General features: G+C 60.2%; 15 protein-coding genes and 1 tRNA gene. 8 read left to right on the top strand and 8 right to left on the bottom strand.

Annotated features, from left to right (window positions below):
* The first annotated feature begins 169 nt into the window (after positions 1-169).
* From ACOOEX_RS13270 to ACOOEX_RS13260, 3 genes are all read left to right on the top strand, one after another.
* Positions 170-4,261 (top strand): Eco57I restriction-modification methylase domain-containing protein, encoded by a 4,092-nt coding sequence (locus ACOOEX_RS13270; RefSeq protein ID WP_420395275.1) that lies wholly within the window; start codon positions 170-172, stop codon positions 4,259-4,261.
* Positions 4,262-4,438: 177 nt separating this feature from the next.
* A complete protein-coding gene (locus tag ACOOEX_RS13265) occupies positions 4,439-5,443 on the top strand; it encodes an AAA family ATPase (protein WP_420395274.1) in 1,005 nt (334 codons plus the stop codon).
* 3 nt (positions 5,444-5,446) lie between these two features.
* Entirely contained in the window at positions 5,447-7,804 is a 2,358-nt protein-coding gene (locus ACOOEX_RS13260) for a S8 family peptidase (RefSeq protein ID WP_420395273.1), read from the top strand.
* Here ACOOEX_RS13260 and ACOOEX_RS13255 read toward each other — a convergent pair.
* On the bottom strand, positions 7,756-8,463 hold the full coding sequence (locus ACOOEX_RS13255) for an IS1595 family transposase (protein ID WP_420395272.1): 708 nt from the start codon (positions 8,461-8,463) through the stop codon (positions 7,756-7,758). The two genes, ACOOEX_RS13260 and ACOOEX_RS13255, sit on opposite strands and share 49 nt — an antisense overlap.
* Before the next feature lie 378 nt (positions 8,464-8,841).
* Entirely contained in the window at positions 8,842-9,180 is a 339-nt protein-coding gene (locus ACOOEX_RS13250) for a helix-turn-helix domain-containing protein (protein WP_420395271.1), read from the bottom strand.
* Between the two features lie 87 nt (positions 9,181-9,267).
* On the opposite strand from ACOOEX_RS13250, the gene ACOOEX_RS13245 reads away from it, so the two are divergent.
* Positions 9,268-10,062, top strand: a complete 795-nt coding sequence (locus ACOOEX_RS13245; RefSeq protein ID WP_420395270.1) for a hypothetical protein — start codon at positions 9,268-9,270, stop codon at positions 10,060-10,062.
* Positions 10,063-10,165: 103 nt separating this feature from the next.
* On the opposite strand, the gene ACOOEX_RS13240 is transcribed toward ACOOEX_RS13245, so the two are convergent.
* Positions 10,166-10,501 carry an Arc family DNA-binding protein gene (locus ACOOEX_RS13240; RefSeq protein WP_420395269.1) on the bottom strand — a complete coding sequence of 112 codons (336 nt, stop codon included), beginning with the start codon at positions 10,499-10,501 and terminating at the stop codon, positions 10,166-10,168.
* A gap of 77 nt (positions 10,502-10,578) precedes the next feature.
* On the opposite strand from ACOOEX_RS13240, the gene ACOOEX_RS13235 reads away from it, so the two are divergent.
* Genes ACOOEX_RS13235 through ACOOEX_RS13225 form a run of 3 tightly spaced genes read left to right on the top strand, consistent with a single transcriptional unit; the run spans position 10,579 to position 12,093 of the window.
* On the top strand, positions 10,579-10,728 hold the full coding sequence (locus ACOOEX_RS13235) for a FitA-like ribbon-helix-helix domain-containing protein (protein WP_220750478.1): 150 nt from the start codon (positions 10,579-10,581) through the stop codon (positions 10,726-10,728).
* A 2-nt stretch (positions 10,729-10,730) separates the two neighbouring features.
* The gene (locus tag ACOOEX_RS13230; protein ID WP_420395268.1) at positions 10,731-11,006 is read left to right on the top strand and encodes a hypothetical protein; all 276 of its coding nucleotides are present in this window, start codon (positions 10,731-10,733) and stop codon (positions 11,004-11,006) included.
* A 1-nt stretch (position 11,007) separates the two neighbouring features.
* Entirely contained in the window at positions 11,008-12,093 is a 1,086-nt protein-coding gene (locus tag ACOOEX_RS13225; protein WP_420395267.1) for a tyrosine-type recombinase/integrase, read from the top strand.
* A gap of 32 nt (positions 12,094-12,125) precedes the next feature.
* Here ACOOEX_RS13225 and ACOOEX_RS13220 read toward each other — a convergent pair.
* The 5 genes from ACOOEX_RS13220 to ACOOEX_RS13200 all read right to left on the bottom strand — a co-directional run bounded on the left by ACOOEX_RS13220 (position 12,126) and on the right by ACOOEX_RS13200 (position 16,779).
* Positions 12,126-12,200, bottom strand: a tRNA-Glu gene (locus ACOOEX_RS13220).
* Positions 12,201-12,317: 117 nt separating this feature from the next.
* Positions 12,318-14,063, bottom strand: a complete 1,746-nt coding sequence (gene recJ / locus ACOOEX_RS13215; RefSeq protein WP_420395266.1) for a single-stranded-DNA-specific exonuclease RecJ — start codon at positions 14,061-14,063, stop codon at positions 12,318-12,320.
* 3 nt (positions 14,064-14,066) lie between these two features.
* Positions 14,067-15,032, bottom strand: coding sequence for a class II fructose-bisphosphatase (glpX, locus tag ACOOEX_RS13210; protein ID WP_420395265.1), 966 nt, complete (start codon positions 15,030-15,032; stop codon positions 14,067-14,069).
* A 123-nt stretch (positions 15,033-15,155) separates the two neighbouring features.
* Positions 15,156-16,442, bottom strand: a complete 1,287-nt coding sequence (locus tag ACOOEX_RS13205; protein ID WP_420395264.1) for a homoserine dehydrogenase — start codon at positions 16,440-16,442, stop codon at positions 15,156-15,158.
* 82 nt (positions 16,443-16,524) lie between these two features.
* A complete protein-coding gene (locus ACOOEX_RS13200) occupies positions 16,525-16,779 on the bottom strand; it encodes a hypothetical protein (protein ID WP_420395263.1) in 255 nt (84 codons plus the stop codon).
* Positions 16,780-16,905: 126 nt separating this feature from the next.
* On the opposite strand from ACOOEX_RS13200, the gene ACOOEX_RS13195 reads away from it, so the two are divergent.
* Positions 16,906-17,487: a TetR/AcrR family transcriptional regulator gene (locus tag ACOOEX_RS13195; RefSeq protein ID WP_420395262.1), complete on the top strand. Its 582-nt coding sequence runs from the start codon at positions 16,906-16,908 to the stop codon at positions 17,485-17,487.
* Positions 17,488-17,537: the final 50 nt, after the last annotated feature.

Genomic DNA, 17,537 nt, shown 5'->3' with positions numbered 1-17,537 from the left:
GTCTCTTCTTCGCTTGAAGTGCAACGCGAACACCCTGATAGTCGAATAAACAAAAAGACATCAGGGGTTGCGGTTGTTCGACGGGCGACTTTTCACCAGAGATTTTCTATTGGAAGGCATTCAAGAAACTTCGGCTTGGGCCGAATTGAATGCTGATGAAGTTGAGCGTTTGCGACGGGATGCCAAGGCCGCAATGGAGGCGCTTGCCGCCCGCAAGAACCCCAACGAAGCCCAGACCGAAGACGATCTTGTTTATCCGCTTCTCGAAATGGTCGAGTGGTCCGACCGCGAAGTTCAACCCAATGCATCAGTAAAAGCGCGGCTCGATGTGCCCGACGCGCTTCTGTTCCCCGATGCGGCTGCCAAGACGGTTGCAGGCGGCCTTGATGCTTGGGACCGGTTTCAACATGGCCAATGCATCGTTGAGGCCAAAAGGTGGGGCCGCGCTCTTGACCGAGAGACACGCGGGCGTAAGGGTGAGGAGGGCACACCATCATCGCAAATCCTGCGCTATCTGCGTCGTGTCGAAGAAAGGACGCGCGGCAAACTTCGCTGGGGTATTCTCACTAATGGACGTGTCTGGCGTCTCTATTTCCACGGGGCCGTTTCAATTGCTGAGGATTTCCTTGAAATCGACCTTGGCAAAGTCCTCGGAATACCTGGCTGCGATTTCGATCTTCTCGATAAGCGGCCTGAAATGTTCGCGGATGATCATGCGTGGCGCGATCATGTTTTTCGGCTTTTCGTTTTGCTGTTTGGGCGCAATGCCTTCTTGCCGAATGAACAGGGTGAGAGCTTCCACCAGCTCGCCCTGCGGGAGGGTAAGCGTTGGGAAGCCAAGGTTGCCCGCACTCTCTCGGACAAGGTGTTTGACGAGGTTTTCCCATCGCTTGCAGATGGTCTCGCTCGCAACGATCCGCTGCGTCCGAAGGAACTGACGCCAGAATATCTGGACGAAGTGCGGGAAGCGGCGTTGATCCTGCTCTACCGCTTGCTTTTCGTGCTTTACGCCGAGGATCGAAATCTGTTGCCGGATGAACAGGGGCCATATGCCCCGTATTGCCTGACCCGCATCCGCCTCGACATTGCAGAACAGGAACGTACCGGCGCGGCTATTCCGCAGGGCGTCATTACCTTCTGGCCGAGGATCATGACGATCTTTTCCGCGATCTCGCACGGCAATGACGATCTTGGCATCCCGCCCTACAACGGGGGTTTGTTCGACCCGCAACTCGCACCGATCTTGAGCCGTGTGCAGTTGCCTGACCGCGAACTGGCCGGGATCATCTTTGGGCTGAGCCATGAACCGGCGGACGGATCGCGGCGCGGGCCTCGCTACATCAACTACCGCGACTTGTCGGTTCAGCAGCTTGGGGCGGTCTACGAGCGAATTCTAGAATACGGGTTGCGCACAAGCGATGCTGGCGAGATCGAAGTCGATGCCGATGATGAGGCAAGGCACAAGTCCGGCAGCTATTACACGCCGGAAGAATTGGTCTCGCTCATCATCAATCGCGCCGTTGGCCCGTTGGTGGATGACAAGATTGCACGGTTTCGGGCGAAAGTGGACGAGCTTGCCAGTGATCGACGCCCGAAAGCGGAAAAACTCGCCGTCCTAGAACGGCACGACCCGGCCACCGCCATGCTGTCGCTCAAGATTTGCGATCCGGCGATGGGGTCTGGCCACTTCCTCGTCAGTCTCGTGGATTGGTTGTCCGACCGCGTGCTCGACGCCGTAGAAGAGGCCGCCTCTCTGGTCGATGGCTACACCTCGCCGCTGGTCGCTCGGGTCGAGGCGGTGCGCGATAAAATCCTGGCCGAGGCGCGGGAGCACAAGTGGCCGCTTGTCGAAGCCCAGTTGGATGATCGCCATGTGGTGCGGCGGATGGTGCTGAAACGCACGGTCTACGGGGTGGACAAAAACCCGATGGCCGTTGAACTGGCCAAGGTCGCGCTCTGGCTGCACTCGTTCACCGCCGGTGCGCCGCTCTCGTTCCTCGACCACCATCTGCGGGCCGGTGACAGTGTCGTTGGGGCCTTCGTGCGTCCGACGCTTGATTTCCTTGACGCGCAAGGGGCGCTCTTCAACCGGGGCCAGATTACCAGTATCGAAAACGTCTCTGGCCTGATGTCGGAAATCGAGGAGACGACTGACAATGACATCGCCGAGGCCCACGCCTCAAAAGAGAAATTCGGCACTGTCGAAGAGGTGATCGACCCGGTTGCCACGCTCTTTTCCCTGCTCACGGCAGAACGGCTGATGGGCGTATTCGATGCCGCGCCGAAGAAAGCCCCGGACCTGCGCAAGATGGCGGGCAAATCGGAAAAGCAGATCGCTAAGGCCAAGTCCGATCAAGACGCCTTCGACAAGGCCGCCGCATTCCGCCTCGTGCTGGATGGCACCTTTGGCGATCCGATCCGCATTGCCAGCGGCGAGGAACAGATTGCATCGGCGGAATTGAAGGAACAGCTTTCGCTCCTGCCCGATGACGCACCCGAGCAGGATAGCCTTTTTCCCGGCATTGCCGCAGATGACCGCCGCCGTGTGATCGCCGATGCGCTGGTTGGCGAGGCCCGCGCACTTGCCCGCCAGCACGGGTTCTTCCATTGGGAGATCGCCTTTCCCTCGGTCTGGTCCGATCTCACTTCTGCCGCCCCGCGCGGCGGCTTTGACGCGGTGATCGGCAACCCGCCCTATGTGCGGCAAGAGCTTCTGGGGGCAGAGGTCAAACGCGCCCTCAAGGGCAGCTACAAGAGCTTTGCCGGGATGGCAGACCTCTTCGTCTATTTCTACGAACAGGGGCTGCGCATCCTGAAACCCGGCGGGAGGATGTCCTATGTCGTCACCAACAAATGGCTGAAAGCTGGATATGCCGAGGCGCTGCGCGGTTTGTTCGCCGAAGATAACTGGCTCGAATTCATTGCCGATTTTGGCCACGCCAAGCATTTCTTTGAAGACGCCGATGTCTTCCCCTCGGTCATCGTCGTGAAGAAACCTTCACCGGGGCAGGATGCACCGGGCGAGGCGGATGTCTGCGTGATCCCGCGCGACGAGGTGCCCAAGAAGGGGCTGGAAGCGGCGGTGGAGGCCGCGACCTTCCCGTTGCCGCGCCTCAGCTTCACCCGCGAAGCCTGGGTGCTGGAACCCAAACCGGTCATGGACCTGTTGGACAAGATACGCCGGAACGGGGTGCCGCTGGCCGAGTATGCAGGGATCGAGCCGCTTTACGGGATCAAGACCGGGTTGAATGAATCCTTCCTGATCGACAGCGCAAAGCGCGACGAGTTGGTGCGAGCAGACCCGAAATCCGCCGACATCATCAAGCCCTATCTACGCGGACAGGATATCGAGCGATGGCATTCGCCCGACAGCGGCCTTTTCATGATCGTGCTGAGGTCCAGCGGCAACCATGCTTGGCCGTGGGCGGATGCTCCGGACGAAACCGAAGCTGAGCGGATATTTGGCGCGACCTACCCGGCGCTGCATGCGCACATGCAAGCTTACGAAGATATGGGAAAGAACCCGAAGACGGGGAAGCCGCGCGGCCTGCGATACCGCGAGGATCAGGGGCGTTTTTGGTGGGAGCTTCGCGCTTGCGATTACTACGATGAATTCGATAACGACAAGTATTTGATACAGAGGATCGCGTTTTATGCGCGAGTTGCCAACGACAGGAAATGTGCTCTGGTAAATGACAGCGCAGTCTTTTTGCCGGTTCAAAACACAGGGGTAATCTCCAGCCTGAATTCGCCGATTGGCTGGTATTACACATTCCGGGAGTATCCTCACAAAAAGGATGAGGCAGTGTCGATGGATATTGCATACTTAGCAAAGCATCCGATCGCCCCGCTGGATGAAAAAGGTCAGGAAGTTGCTAAGACGTTTATTGGCGATTTGTCTTCCCTCGGGCGGACTGTCGCTGCAGGAACCGCAGCCATCCAAGACTGGCTCCGCCTCGAATTCGGCCTCGAAAAACCCGGCACCGCGCTTGGCAAGCCCCACCTGCTCGACGCCGACGCCTTCATCGCCGCCGTGCGAAAGGCCCTGCCGAAACGCCAGCGCCTCTCTGCCGCCGACATCCAGCGCCTGAAACAGGAACACGCCGACACCGTCCAGCCCGCCCGAGACGCCGCCACACAGGCGCTGGCCCTCGAACACCAGCTCTCCGACCTCGTCAACGCCGCTTACGGCCTGACCCCCGAAGAAGTAAAGCTGATGTGGGACACCGCCCCGCCCCGCATGCCGTTCACGCCGGGATAGAAGCCTGAGGGCGGGGGCGTGCGGGTCGGTCACAATTCGTTGCGGAACGCAAGGTCAAAGCCGAATTCCAGTCGACAAATCAGCCATGATTTGCGATCTTCGCGCGAAACCGAGACGGTCCGACAGACTAACCCGTTGGGAAAAAGGAAATCGTCGCAAGCACCAAGGGTCTGGAGCATGTCCAACGCAAAGCAGATACTGGCTATGCTCCAAAGCAAGGCGGACGGTGACGACGAGCACTTCTATTCAATTGCGTTGCAGGTTGCCGCCGCAGAGGCCCGGCAAGGGCGACGTACACTCGCAGAAGACCTGAGGGCGGCTGTAGACAAGGCGCGGGAGAAGGCGGCGTCCGGCCAAACCGTCGCCGTGCCCTTCGCGTCCCCGCGTGGTGATCTTGCCGACTTGATCGAGATGCGTCCGCCGCGCTTCGATCTTGAAAGCGTCGTCTTGAACGCCTCGCTGCGTGCGCGGCTGGACGACGTTGTCCTGCAACAGCACAAGCGTGACTGGCTCCGTGAACATGGCAAGACACCAAACCGGCGTGTTCTCTTTGTCGGGCCGCCGGGTTCGGGCAAGACGATGTCGGCGGAAGCTTTGGCCGGTGAGTTACGGTTGCCGCTGTTCGTTATCCGCCTAGAAAGCCTGATCACGCGCTTTATGGGTGAGACTGCCGCCAAGCTGAGGCTCGTTTTTGACGAAACCGCCCGTCACCGTGGCGTATACCTCTTTGACGAATTCGATGCTGTTGGAGGAAATCGAGGCGCGACGAATGACGTTGCCGAGATGCGCCGCGTGTTGAATTCTTTCCTGCAATTCATGGAAGAGCCGAATTCCACGGACAGCGTGATCATTGGCGCAACGAATTATCCAGACCTGCTCGACCCGGCTCTATTGCGCCGGTTCGATTTGGTTATGGAATTCTGTCCGCCCACTGACGAAGAAATCCGCACGATCATCAAGTTCAATCTGCGGCCAATGAAATTCCCCAACCTGAAGTGGAAGAGCATTCTTGCATCGGCCCAAGGGTTGAGCCAGTCTGAGATTGCCCGCGCAACAGAAGACGCGGTGAAAAGCGCAATCCTGGCTGAGCGGAAGAACGTGACCTCGGACGATCTGCTGCGTAGGCTGAATGACAGGCGAGAAATGCGAGAGGCGTTTCGACCTTCGGCAGTGAACAAGTAGTAGATGGCATCCAAGTACTCCTTACCGCATATCAACATCGAAAGCAGACGGGAGCGCGCGGACTTCAAGTCCACGAATGAGCGTTTTCCCGGAAGCCCTCCTCCTCGGGACCGCCAGCAGCATGGCGCAATGCTCCGAGGGCAGTTCTCGCAGGCAGCAAACGACTTTGAGCAAGATCGTCCGCGCGATGAACGGGTATCTCCCGCTGCCGGTGTCTATTTGGAAGTCGAGCTTAGACCGAACGCCAGCCCGGATAGTCTGGAGAGGAAGAAAAGCCATCTGAAACCAGCTTCTGCAAAGCTGGGAGCCTCCGATACTCGGGTCGTTGGCCTGTTTGTTCCTGAGGACGCAAAGCCGGTACTTGAAAGCATTCTGGCCGACTACCAGTCGGGCGATCTGACTGAAAAAGGTCAAAACCCGCCATACAAGTCATTCGTTGAACCGATTGAGGCCATCAGAAAGGCCCGTCTCGAAACCTTCTGGACAGATGATCTGGAAGCGCTGCCGCAAGACCCCGACGATACGATCTGGTGGGAGGTGTGGTGCATCAAGTCGGCAGAGAATGCTCTCGATGCTTTGGCTGAAAAGCTCGATGCACGATGCGCTCCAAAGGAACAGCGTTTGGTGTTTCCAGAACACGTGGTTGTTCCCGTTCTTGCCGCGCGCGCTACCATCGAGTTGATGCTATTTGCGCGGTTTTCGATCACGGAACTTCGGCGAGCCACGGATACTCCGCATTTCTTCATTGATGACCTCAATCCTGATGAACAGTTTGAATGGACCGACGATCTTGCGGACCGGATCGAATGGCCCGGTGCAGAGGTTCCTGCGGTTTGCCTTTTGGACAGTGGCGTCAATCGTGCGCATAGTCTGATTGAACCAGCTCTTTCGCCCGCAGACCTTTACAGTGTTCGTCCGGAATGGGGGGTAGACGATACCGGTCCGCGTCCTGGTCATGGAACACAAATGGCTGGGATCGCTCTGCACGGCGACCTTGTGCCGAAGCTGGCTGATAGCAATCCGGTTAAACTGGCCCACAGACTTGAGAGTGTAAAAATCCTTCCACCTCCGGGAATGGAAAAGCCCGAAGAGCGCTTCTACGGCCCAATCACGAAGTCTGCCGTCAGCCTTGCGGAAATCGGGCGACCAGAACGCCGCCGCATTTTCTGCATGGCGGTTACTAATGAAGACATCTCAGGGACACAGCCTTCAACATGGAGCGCCGCGCTTGACCAAGAGGCGGCGGGCGTCACAATGGATGACGAAAGGGCACCCAGACGCCTTATTGTCGTTTCCGCAGGAAATGCGCCCAACCCGATCATGTTGAACGAGGTGCAACCCTCGGACACTTATCCGATAGAGGACCCGGCACAGGCTTGGAATGTCGTAACCGTTGGTGGCTACACTGACAAAATCCACATTGCCGAACCCGAATTGGCCGACCATTCGCCGCTTGCCGAAGCGGGCGACCTTAGCCCTTTCACGAGGACTTCGACGCTATGGACGACAGGGCGCAATAGGCCGATCAAACCCGACATTGTCATGGAAGCTGGAAACCGCGCTGTGGATGCTTCCCGAACCACCGTTGTCGATACAACCTCTCTTTCGGTCGCAACGTCTGGTCCCGAAGTTGACCGGCGTCCGTTGGTGCCGTTTCGTGCTACAAGCGCGGCCACAGCCGAAGCTGCGCGACTGGCGTGCCGCTTGATGGCGGCCAAGCCTGAATACTGGCCGGAGACTATCCGTGCCTTGATGGTCCACGGTGCCGAGTGGACAGACAAGATGCGGTTTGCGCTAGACCCCTTAGGGAAAACCGACGCTGCAAAGCTGTTGCGGCACTTCGGATACGGTGTGCCCACGTATGAGCGTGCAATTGCTTCTGCTGAGAACCATCTCGCTCTGGTGGCGCAGTCCGAAATCCAGCCCTATGGCGCCACGGGTTTCAAAGATTGCCACTACTACGACTTGCCCTGGCCGCGACAGGCATTTGAAGCGCTAGGGGATGAGGAGGTGAGACTGAAGATCACCTTGTCATACTTTGTTGATCCAAACCCCGGAGCGTTGGCTTCGCTCGATCCATATCGGTATCAGTCGTTCGGCTTGCGGTTCGACTTGAAACGCCGGATGGAAAGCACTGATGAATTCAAAAAGAGGGTGAATGTCGAAGAGCGAGCAGACCCGCGACGCAAGCCCCCCACGCAATCGGACACCGACAATTGGCGCTTTCCTGATGGCACGCCGTCCGGATCGCTGCACTGCAACGAATGGAAAGGGCCAGCCGCGTGGCTATTAGCGCGAGGGTCTATTCCAGCTCAGCGTCTGAGCGGTTTCATTCTGCACGATTTGAGGAGGATCTTGTAGAGGTCCTTTTCTCGCGCGTTGAAGCGGAATTCGGTTTCCTTGAGGAAGGTCGGGAAGCTGGTTTTTCTCAGGCCGTTGAACTTTGCGTGGCGGCGTTTGGCGTAGCTCCAGAAGCTCTCGATGCCGTTGATATGGACGCCGTTCTCGGAGAAGACAGGGCGGTCGCGCTGCCAGTATTTGTTGATCCTGTGGTGGCGCTTGAAGCCCGCTTCGACCAGCCCGTCGTAGCTGCGGAACCCGTCGGTGACGACCTCCGCCGAGAGCTCTACACGGCCTTCGATGATGGCCAGAAGCGTTGTTTTCGAACAGTTTTTCACGATCTGGTAATGTACCCTTCCACCCCGTTCGAGGATGCCGAAGACCGGTACCTTGCCTTTGACCCCGCGCCCCTTGCCGAGACCGGGCTTGCCGTGCTGACGGGTCGGCCCGAAGTAGCTCTCGTCCAGCTCCACCTGGCCGCGGAAGGGGCAGTCCTGCTGCGCCAGCTCGGCCATCCTGAGCCTCAGAAGCCCGTAGAGCGCGGCAGCCGTCTTGTGGTTCAAGCCGGTCAGAACAGCCGCCCGGTCGGCGGTGATGTCGAGCGCAAAAAGCCGCAGAAGATCGCGGAATTTCCGCTCCGAAATTCTCCCCCGAAACAGATACCGGTTTTTCTGAGCCATTAGAGCACCTTAGCATACTCTCAGAACTACTCAGATGGAATAGACCCTAGCGCGAAATATGCTCTGCATTAAGCCGGTTGGCGGTTGGTGGAAGAACCGCGCAGATACCGCCACACGGCAGCAAAAGACGCGATATGCCTTGGTTGTTTCAGTTAAGACCGCCAACGAGGCAGTAACCTTGCATACGGCCATCCGCGCAATTGTGTCAGGCGAAATCCCTGTCTCGTCAGAAATCGAGATTGGGCTATAGCTCCAAGAGCTTTGCCCGTCAGCCCCGCCGTGTAGAAGTACATCAGCTATTGGTTTCATGAATTTCGGGGCTGGTTGGGGCAGCCGATCCCAACGGACATGTCACACGCACGAAATTGACGGAAAAATTCAGGGCTTCTCTTTGGCGGTTTCCGCCGCAAGGGCCTCCGTCTGTGTGACGACCGTCATGAGTTGCGGTTTCCTCAAGATGCGGGCAGCGGACATCAGGCGGTCGAGAAGCAGGCTGGTCTCGCCCTGGGGTTCGGGGTCGGATGCCCCGAGCAGGTAGTCTGGCGAAGTTTCAAGAGTGCGAGCGATGTTGACGAGCGTTCGGAGGTCCGGTTCGCGGACGCCCTGAGTGTAGTGCGCATACCGCCGTTCGTTCAGCCCACACCGACGCGCGGCTTCTGCATTCGAGATGCCGAGCTGTTCTGCCCTCTCCCGTAGTCTATTTGCGAAAATTTCCATCCAGAACGTTTTGTTCTGAGAATTTCATTTTCGCCATGAATGTTATGGGCATACAGTAAGGAACAAAATGTTCTTTATGGAGTGCAGATGAAGGAGGTTCGCGACGGAGTTGCCCGGACGAGGCGGCAAATGGTTCTAGGAGTGTTCCTTTGGATCGCGATCCTCGGGACGGCGATGTTCTATCTGCTCCGGTGGGTGGACCAAGGTGTGCCTGTTGCCGAGGCACCGCCTGAGAACCAGCCATTGTCGAATGCTGCCGCCGAATTGGGCGTCGATGCAGTGCCAGAAGTCATAGCTACAGAGTTTCTGGCCGACTGTTGGGCCATGATCCGGGCGCAACCGGGGTTCGAAGCCGGTCGAGGAAGCGAAACCGATAGCCTTGAAGGCATTCGGGGACAGGGACAATTACTTCTCCTTGTAGACATTTCTGGCAATCGTATACAGCTGGACCGTTTGCAGGACTACGTTCCCGTGGGATTGGATCGCGCTCAAGCGCAGAGGGTATATGCGACAGCGACGCGGGCGATACGGACATGTGGCATTGCCGAAAACACGCTTCCAAATGGCAGCTACGTGTTCACGTTTGACCCCGCTGCGACCGAGATAGTGATCGGTCCCGCAACGCCCTCCCATCATGTAGCGTCCGCAGTAAATGCGTGTTGGACGGCAGGAACCGGGTTGGCTGGAAGCGTAACCGTTGCAGTGCGCACCGACCAAGACCGGGTAGTCGTTGATCAGGTTGGAAACCAACAGAACCCCATGCTGTTTCAAGCAGCCAGACGTGCGGTGCTTCGATGCCTCGAAAACGCCGACCTGTCCGCCGCAGAAACCTACATGCTGACCTTCTCAGCGACTGGTCCGGTCCCCGCGTGGTCCGAATAGGCACTCACAGCCATGCACAGCGACGATTAACTCGTAGGTACCACTTCACCCACGACAAGGCATACCGGCAGTCTAGATGGAGCCTAGGCGATCTACCGCGTCGTCAGCCGGGCTTCTTCGCCATATGTTGCCTGAGTTCTTGGATTAGCATGCTCTGAGCCTCTTCCAAAGCGCTGATTTTGTTCCGAAGCGTTTGAAACTCTTGCTCCACAGTCTCCACAAGGACGGCAGCAGTGAAGTCTGGCACATGTTGAGCTTCTTCCTTCTCGAATGATGCTCTTAGGCGTTCCACCACCTCCGATGTCATCGACCTGCCATTTCCTTCTGCGGCTGCTTTCAATTGTTCTCGCATGCCATCAGGCAGGCGCACGATGAACTTGTCTTGGGCCGCACTCGGTTTTCTTCCCATTGAAACACCCATGATATGGCAATGTGCCATAATTTTTCCTTGACCAGTATGGCAGCGCGCCATATCAAAAGTATGGCACCTAGCCATACTATACGCAAGGAGTGATCATGAAGGATCAAACGAGCACAAAGATCATTTTCAGGACGAGCATGAAGATTAAAGACGGTCTTCGTGCGCGGGCTGAGCGCAACGGTCGCACCATGACTGGTGAGCTGAACCATATCCTGCGATCCGCCACCAAGCACGGGAGGGGGTAGCGATGGCAGAGAACCCAACTTGGACTTCGAAACACCTACCGCCGGGCAAGCCTTCGACGGTCAGACGCATGAACTGGACGCGAACGGTCAGCAAACAAGCCCTCAGGAAGAAGTTCTCTGTGGTGGAGGTCAAGCGGGCCATGACGCTGATCGCCGGTCAGGGAAAAACGCCATCTGCGGTTCACGTCCGTCCGGATGGTTCCTTTCGTATCGACATCGTGCTGCCGGATCAGACGGCGGCCAAAGCCGAAGATAACCCGTGGGATGAGGAGTTGTGACATGGCCAGGCAAGAAGTCCGTTTCAAATATGTCCACATCTACAATAGCCGTCACGGCAGGCCCTATGCTTACTACACGCCCCCACGAGGGAAACGCATCCGCTTGCCACTACCGATCAGCAGCCCCGAGTTCCTTGCTGCATATGTCGCAGCGACGCAGGGCCAGACGGTGCGACGTACGTCGTCACCCCAGCAGGGCCGCAAGGATGATTTCAACACGCTCCTGCGGCTCTACTTTGGCTCATCACTGTTCATGCGGCTCAGCCCGACCACGAGATCAAACTACAAGCGGGTTCTCGAAGGGTTCTGCAAGAAGCATGGGGACCGACCGGTTTCCAAATTCGAGCGCAAGCACGCCGAAGCGATCTTGGGCCGAATGTGCGCAACACCCGAGGCTGCCAACAACCTGATGAAGCGCCTGCGCATGATCCTAAACTACGCGGTCGATATTGGCATGATCCAGCAGAACCCGATGCGCGGGATGAAAGGCTTCATCTCCAGTGGCGATGGCTATCATACATGGACCGAAGCAGAGATTGCCCAATTCATCAAACGCCATCCGTTCGGCACCAAGGCTTACCTTGCCTTGATGCTCATGCTGGATACGGGCCAGCGTCGTTCGGACATGGTTCGGATGGGTTGGGGCGATGTTGCAGACAACTGCATCGCAGTTCGGCAACAAAAGACCAAAACACCGCTGCTGATCCCGATCTCAAACGACCTCAACGCTGCGCTGACCGATCTGCCAAAGGACGCAGGGACGTTCCTTTTGACCGAGCAGGGCAGGCCTTTCACACCGGCGGGGTTCGGAAACTGGTTCCGGGATCGTTGCAACGAAGCCGGTCTGCCCCACTGTTCGGCGCATGGGCTGCGCAAGGCGTGTGCGCGTCGGATGGCTGAGGCGGGATGCACTCCACATGAGATCAAGGCCATTACCGGACACAAGACGGATGGAGAGGTTCGGCGCTACACGGCGAAGTCGGACCAGATGCACCTAGCCAAGAGCGCTTTGGCAAAGCTCCAGAGCAACGAAAGAAACCCGAAATCTGCTAACCACCCCAATCAGGTTAGCAAAACGATGGAGTAACCACATGGGATACAACAATAATCGGGAAGAAGTGGCAGCCCGTAGGGGAATCGAACCCCTCTTTCCAGGTTGAAAACCTGGCGTCCTAACCGATAGACGAACGGGCCACTCTTGATTGCCAGCGGGCGGTCAAGACCGCGTCATGTCTGGCGTGAGGCGGTGTTTATGAAATGCCCAAGAGCCGCGCAAGGGGAAAAAGCGCTGCCGTGGCAGTTTTTTTCGGCTCAGGCGGGGGCGGCGTCTTCCAGCTTCAATTGCACGCTTTGGCGACCGTTCCAGTGGTTCACTTCGATGCGCCCGGCAAGGTGAAAGGGGCGGCCATTGTGGTTTTCCAGCAGATCGGACAGCCCGGTCGCGCGGGCGTTGAAGGCGATGGCGTCCATCACCACCGGGCCACCGTCGGAAAAGCTCAGTTTCAGATGGCCGTCGCCCACGGGCTTGGTGAAGCGGATGGTCTGCGCGGGAAAGGCGAATCGCGGGGCAGAGGCACCGGCGCCGTATGGGCCTGCGGCTTCCAGCATCTCGATCAGCTCGATCGTGGCCCCGCCCGGCATCAGCAGCCCGTCAATGCGCAGATCGGCAGGGCCGGCATCGCCTGCGCCCTGGCGGGCCAGGAGGTCTGACAGGCGCTCCATGGCCGGTTCGAGTTGCGCGCGTGTCAGCGAGAGCCCCGCTGCCATCCGGTGCCCGCCGCCCTTGGTGATCAACCCTTCAGCGGCCAGCTTCTGGATCGACGCGCCAAGATCCACGCCCGCGATGGAGCGGCCCGAGCCTTTGCCCTCGTCGCTATCGAAGCCGATGACCACGGCGGGGCGGTTGGTGGCCTCCTTCAGCCGACTCGCGACGATGCCTACGACACCGGGGTGCCAGCCATCCTCGGCGGCCCAGACCAGCGGTGCCTCCAGCCCGCGCGCCTCGGCCTGTTCGAGGGCGGCATCACGGACACGGGTCTCGATCTCTCGCCGGTCGGTGTTGAGGTCATCGAGCAGCTTGGCCAGTTGCATCGCCTCGCCCATATCGGCGGTGGACAGCAGCCGCGCACCCAGATCGGCCTTGCCGATCCGACCGCCTGCGTTGATGCGGGGGCCGAGCACATAGCCAAGGTGATAGGCGGACGGCGCGCGATCCAGCCGCCCGACATCGGACAGTGCCACGAGACCCGGGCGATTGCGCCGCGCCATCACGGTCAGCCCCTGACGAACGAATGCGCGATTGACGCCGGTCAGTTGGGCAACATCGGCGACGGTGGCCAGCGCCACAAGGTCGAGCATCGCCATCAGGTCGGGGCCGGTGGTGCCCTCGGTTCGCATCTGCCGGTTGGCCTCGACCAGCATCAGGAAGACGACAGCGGCGGCGCAGAGATGCCCGAGCGTTCCATCCTCGTCCTGCCGGTTGGGGTTCACCACGGCCACGCAATCGGGCAGGTCGGCGCCGCCCAGGTGGTGGTCCAGCACGATCACATCCGCGCCTTTCGCGGCGGCGATCGGGCCGTGCGCGAGCGTCCCGCAATCGACGCAGATGATGAGGCTATGGTCCCGCGCCAGCGCTTCCATCGCCTCGTCATTGGGGCCATAACCCTCGTCGATCCGGTCCGGGACATAGAGCGTCGCGGTTCGCCCCATCTGGCGCAGCCAGTCGATCAGCAGCGCGGCGGAGCTGCCGCCGTCGACGTCATAGTCGGCGAACACGGCGATCCGCTCGCGGGCCTTCACCGCCTGAAGGAACCGCGCGGCGGCGGTTTCCATGTCTTTCAGGGATCGCGGGTCGGGCAGCAGGTCCCGCAGGGCAGGGGCGAGGAAGCTTTGGGCCGCCTCTGGCGCCACGCCCCGGCGGGCCAGCACCCGCGCCACGGGTGGCGGCAGGTCGGCCTGTTGGGCCAGCGCCTCGGCCAGCCGTTCCTCGCCCGCGTTCAGCCCGACCCACCGGCGGCCGGTGATCGAGCTGTCGACGTCAAGGAACGCGCCGGTCATGCCTCAGCGAGAGGGGTTGCGGTAGATCATCTTGCGCACCGACCCGGTCTTGGACCGCATCAGCAGCGTTTCCACGGTCAGCCAGCCCACCTCGCGCTTGATGCCGTTCAGGATCGAGCCGTTGGTGACGCCGGTGGCCGAGAAGATCACGTCCTGCGTCACCATCTCGTCGCGCGAGTAGATGCGGTCCAGATCGGTGATGCCGGTCTTGGCAGCGCGGGCGCGTTCGTCATCGTTGCGGAATACCAGCTGGCCATACATCTGCCCGCCCATGCATTTCAGGGCGGCGGCGGCCAGAACGCCCTCGGGCGCGCCACCCCGGCCCATATACATGTCGATGCCGGTCACGTCGGGTTCGGCGCAATGCATGACGCCCGCAACGTCGCCATCGGTGATCAGGCGGATGGCGGCACCGGTGCCGCGCACCTCTTCGATCATCTGTTCATGACGGGGGCGTTCGAGAATGCAGACGGTGATATCGGAGGGCAGGCAGCCCTTGGCATTGGCCAGCGCCGAGACGCGGGTGGCCGGGTCCATGTCGAGCGTTACGATGCCTTGGGGATAGCCCGGCCCGATGGCGAGCTTATCCATATAGGTGTCGGGTGCGTGCAGCATTGACCCGCGCGGACCCATGGCGATGACGGTCAGCGCGTTCGGCATGTCCTTGGCAGTGAGCGTCGTGCCTTCCAGCGGGTCGAGCGCGATATCGACGGCGGGGCCATCCCCGGTGCCGACCTCTTCACCGATATAGAGCATCGGGGCCTCGTCCCGCTCCCCTTCGCCGATCACGACCATCCCGGCGATATCCAGCATGTTCAGCTGGTCGCGCATGGCATTCACCGCCGCCTGATCCGCGGCCTTCTCGTCGCCACGCCCGATCAGCTTGGCAGAGGCGATGGCAGCGGCCTCGGACACGCGGGCGAGGCCGAGAGAGAGCATGCGGTCATTGAAATCGGTGGGATGAGACATTTGGGACAATCCAGTTTTTCTTGGGCCGTTTGGAAATCATTACCCCGCACCGGGGCTCCGGCACAAGGCGGGGGAGACCCCCGTGACGTTTAGGCTCTGACCGTTTCGAGCCTTTAACGACGGTCAGACATTCTCGATCCGCAGCGCGACGGGCTGGCCGATCACCACATCGGTTTTCGGCAAGGCCTCCAACGCGTCCTGCAGTGAGGGCGCGGCGACCTTGTGGGTCACAATGAGAACCGGCGCATCGGTGCTGCCATGGCTGCGCTGGCGCATCCGGTCGATGGAGATGCCGCAATCGCCCAGAACGGCGGCGACCTTGGCCAGCGCGCCGGGTTTGTCCTTGAGCGTCAGGCGGAGATAGTAGGGCGCGGCGGTCGCCACGGCGGCGCGATTGGCCTTGACCAATGTCGCGGCGGGCTGGCCGAAAGTGGACAGGCGGATGCCACGGGCGATGTCCAGCACGTCGGACATGACGGCACTGGCGGTCGGGCCTTCCCCGGCCCCGGCGCCGCGCATCACGATCTGGCCCACGGAATCGCCATCGAGCACCACCATGTTGGTGCCACCTTCCAACTGACCGAGCGGGCTGTTTTCGGGCACAAGGCACGGCGTCATCCGCTGTTCCAGCCCGCGCCCCGTCATCCGGGCAACGCCGAGCAGCTTGATGCGGAAGCCCAGTTCAGCGGCCTGGTTGATATCCTCGATGGTGACCTGACCGATGCCTTCCAGCGCCACCCCGTCGAAATCGACCTGGGTGCCGAAAGCGATGGCCGACAGCAGGGCCAGTTTGTGGCCTGCGTCGACGCCGCCCACGTCGAGATTGGGATCAGCCTCCAGATAGCCGAGCTGGTTGGCTTCCTCAAAGACCTCGTCATAGGACAGGCCCGCCGACTGCATCCGCGTCAGGATATAATTGCAGGTGCCGTTCATGACGCCCATGACGCGGCTGATTTCATTGCCTGCCAGCCCTTCGGTCAGGGCCTTCACAACCGGGATGCCGCCTGCAACGGCGGCCTCGAAGCGGATCACCCGGCCTGCGGCCTCGGCGGCCTCGGCCATGACCTGCCCGTGATGGGCCAGCATTGCCTTGTTGGCAGTGACCACATCCTTGCCCGCCTCAATGGCGGCCTCGGTCGCGGCCTTGGCCGGGCCGTCGGAGCCGCCCATCAGTTCCACGAACACATCCACATCGTCGCGCGTGGCCAGAACCACCGGATCGTCTTCCCATGCATAGCCCGAGATATCGACGCCGCGATCCTTGTCGCGGGACCGCGCTGATACCGCCGAGATCGTCACCGGTCGGCCAGTGCGCGCGGCCAGAAGATCGGCTCTTTGCTGGACGATCTTCACGACGCCCACGCCCACGGTCCCAAGCCCGGCGATGCCAAGGCGAAGCGGGTCTGTCATGGAAAATCCTCCGGCTGTCTGGTCTTGCAGGTTTTCTGTCTGTTAGCGGCAATGACCGGGCGGCGCAACGTGGGCCAGCGGCTTAATTGATGCTGAGCCTGCGCAGAATCGCGGCACGGCGGCGCAAGTCGGCCGCGCGCCATTGCAATGTGCGGCCTTCGGTATCGGCGGCGCGGGGCGGCAGCGCCTCGGCCCCGGCCAGCAGGGGGCCAAGCGGCACCAGTTCCGGCCAGTCCGCCGCGCGGCTGGTTTCGGTGATCGAGGCATCAAGCTCGGGCGCGCGAATCGAACAGGCCGAGAGCACCAGCAGCAAGGAAAGACAGATCAAGGCGCGCATGCGGCCCCCATGGCAGAAACGAGCCCCCAACTGATAGCGCGGTCAGGCGGGCGGCGTCCAGCGGCAAGGCGGTTTTGGTGAATTGAACATCTGTTCATATCGGGTGGGCAGCGCTAGGGTGATGATATGGCACGCAAACAAGGCTCACATGCGGAAACCACCGGTCCCAAGGTCCGCGATGCCGCGCTGAAACTGTTCGCGCGGCATGGCTTTGCCGCCGTCTCCATGCGCCAGATCGCCAAGGAGGTGGGGGTGCAGGCGGGGGCGCTCTATCTCTACACACCCGACAAGCAGTCGCTTCTGTTCGAACTAATGCGCGATCACATGGACCATCTGCTGAGCAATTGGCAGGTACCGGACGGCCCGCCGCTGGAACAGTTGGAAGCGTTCTGCCGCCACCATATCCGCTATCACCTCGACCGGCCGGAACTGGTCTTCATCGCCTATATGGAACTGCGCAACCTGGAGCCGGAAAACTTCGCCGTGATCGAGGGCTTGCGCAAACGCTACGAGGATCGGCTGCAGGGGATCTTGCAGCGCGGACAGCAGAGCGGCGCCTTCGCGGTGGCCGATGGCAAGCTGGCGACAATGGCGATCATCGCGATGTTGACCGGGGTCAATACCTGGTACCGAGAGGGCGGGCGACTGGCGCGCGCCGATGTGGAAGGCATCTACTGGGACATGGTCCGCAAATCCGTGGCTGCCTGAAGGTCGGGCGAGGCGCGGCTTGTCCTCGAGCGACACGGAAAGGCCGCGAT

It is taken from the genome of Nioella sp. (assembly GCF_965215655.1).
In the GTDB taxonomy this organism is placed as follows: Bacteria; Pseudomonadota; Alphaproteobacteria; order Rhodobacterales; family Rhodobacteraceae; genus Nioella.
Note: the sequence above shows the minus strand (reverse complement) of the source record. Positions and strands in the feature narration are given on the sequence as shown.

What these genes read in the sequence shown, in the direction of transcription:
- ACOOEX_RS13265 (WP_420395274.1), top strand. Translation starts at nt 4,439, where the DNA reads ATGTCCAACGCAAAGCAGATACTGGCTATGCTCCAAAGCAAGGCGGAC.
- ACOOEX_RS13260 (WP_420395273.1), top strand. Translation starts at nt 5,447, where the DNA reads ATGGCATCCAAGTACTCCTTACCGCATATCAACATCGAAAGCAGACGG.
- ACOOEX_RS13255 (WP_420395272.1), bottom strand. Translation starts at nt 8,463, where the DNA reads ATGGCTCAGAAAAACCGGTATCTGTTTCGGGGGAGAATTTCGGAGCGG.
- ACOOEX_RS13250 (WP_420395271.1), bottom strand. Translation starts at nt 9,180, where the DNA reads ATGGAAATTTTCGCAAATAGACTACGGGAGAGGGCAGAACAGCTCGGC.
- ACOOEX_RS13245 (WP_420395270.1), top strand. Translation starts at nt 9,268, where the DNA reads ATGAAGGAGGTTCGCGACGGAGTTGCCCGGACGAGGCGGCAAATGGTT.
- ACOOEX_RS13240 (WP_420395269.1), bottom strand. Translation starts at nt 10,501, where the DNA reads ATGGCACATTGCCATATCATGGGTGTTTCAATGGGAAGAAAACCGAGT.
- ACOOEX_RS13235 (WP_220750478.1), top strand. Translation starts at nt 10,579, where the DNA reads ATGAAGGATCAAACGAGCACAAAGATCATTTTCAGGACGAGCATGAAG.
- ACOOEX_RS13230 (WP_420395268.1), top strand. Translation starts at nt 10,731, where the DNA reads ATGGCAGAGAACCCAACTTGGACTTCGAAACACCTACCGCCGGGCAAG.
- ACOOEX_RS13225 (WP_420395267.1), top strand. Translation starts at nt 11,008, where the DNA reads ATGGCCAGGCAAGAAGTCCGTTTCAAATATGTCCACATCTACAATAGC.
- recJ (WP_420395266.1), bottom strand. Translation starts at nt 14,063, where the DNA reads ATGACCGGCGCGTTCCTTGACGTCGACAGCTCGATCACCGGCCGCCGG.
- glpX (WP_420395265.1), bottom strand. Translation starts at nt 15,032, where the DNA reads ATGTCTCATCCCACCGATTTCAATGACCGCATGCTCTCTCTCGGCCTC.
- ACOOEX_RS13205 (WP_420395264.1), bottom strand. Translation starts at nt 16,442, where the DNA reads ATGACAGACCCGCTTCGCCTTGGCATCGCCGGGCTTGGGACCGTGGGC.
- ACOOEX_RS13200 (WP_420395263.1), bottom strand. Translation starts at nt 16,779, where the DNA reads ATGCGCGCCTTGATCTGTCTTTCCTTGCTGCTGGTGCTCTCGGCCTGT.
- ACOOEX_RS13195 (WP_420395262.1), top strand. Translation starts at nt 16,906, where the DNA reads ATGGCACGCAAACAAGGCTCACATGCGGAAACCACCGGTCCCAAGGTC.